The organism is Paraburkholderia sp. JHI2823 (assembly GCF_038900695.1).
GTDB classification, from domain to species: Bacteria; Pseudomonadota; Gammaproteobacteria; order Burkholderiales; family Burkholderiaceae; genus Paraburkholderia; species Paraburkholderia mimosarum.
This window is the reverse complement of sequence record NZ_JAYMRY010000184.1, coordinates 1-618: the sequence shown is the minus strand read 5'-3', so window position 1 is coordinate 618 and position 618 is coordinate 1. Positions and strand designations below refer to the sequence as shown.

Here is a 618-nt window from a genome sequence, read left to right as displayed (position 1 = left end):
AACCCGCGAATATCAGTGTGACCCACCGTCGAGATTTACTGCTACGTCGCCCTCAGGAAATTCACATGACACGTACTCGAGAGGCTGAAAACCAACTTCCCATTGACACGTGAAGTCATATCAGTCCGTTGAACCCGTTACACACAAATCCTGAAACATCCGGCATATAGGGCTCGAAATTTGATCTGACGCAGGCATCGGGGGTTGTAAACGATCGCGAAAACGCGTTTACTCTTGCAATTTGCGGCGACGACAAATGGCGCGAGAGCTGAACGGCTGGGCATACAAGGAACTGGACGGCGTGAATCTGGGTGACACGAGGCGTAATCAACGTGCGAAAGCGGTGCTCACGCGACTCGCCGAGAGGCCGACGGCGAGTATTCCGGGCGCGTGCCTGCGTCAGATCAAATTTCGAGCCCTATATGCCGGCTGTTTCAGGATTTGTGTGTAACGAGGTGGGTTAGAATGGGCGTATTAGTGAGTGGCCGGCAGGCCGCGCCCGCAGCGCATGTCGTCCCGGCCATCCGATGGAACTCTGCGCGCGCCGCATTCTCGCGACGCGCCCGAATCAGGAACGCATCCCATGCAAACGCGTATTCGAATCGCCGCGCTCGTCGT

The 618-nt window shown here is 56.5% G+C and carries 1 protein-coding gene; it reads left to right on the top strand.

Going from position 1 to position 618, the window contains the following annotated elements; genetic code table 11:
* The first annotated feature begins 256 nt into the window (after nt 1-256).
* Entirely contained in the window at nt 257-451 is a 195-nt protein-coding gene (locus VSR34_RS38215) for a transposase DNA-binding-containing protein (protein ID WP_342965210.1), read from the top strand.
* Nucleotides 452-618 lie beyond the last annotated feature (167 nt).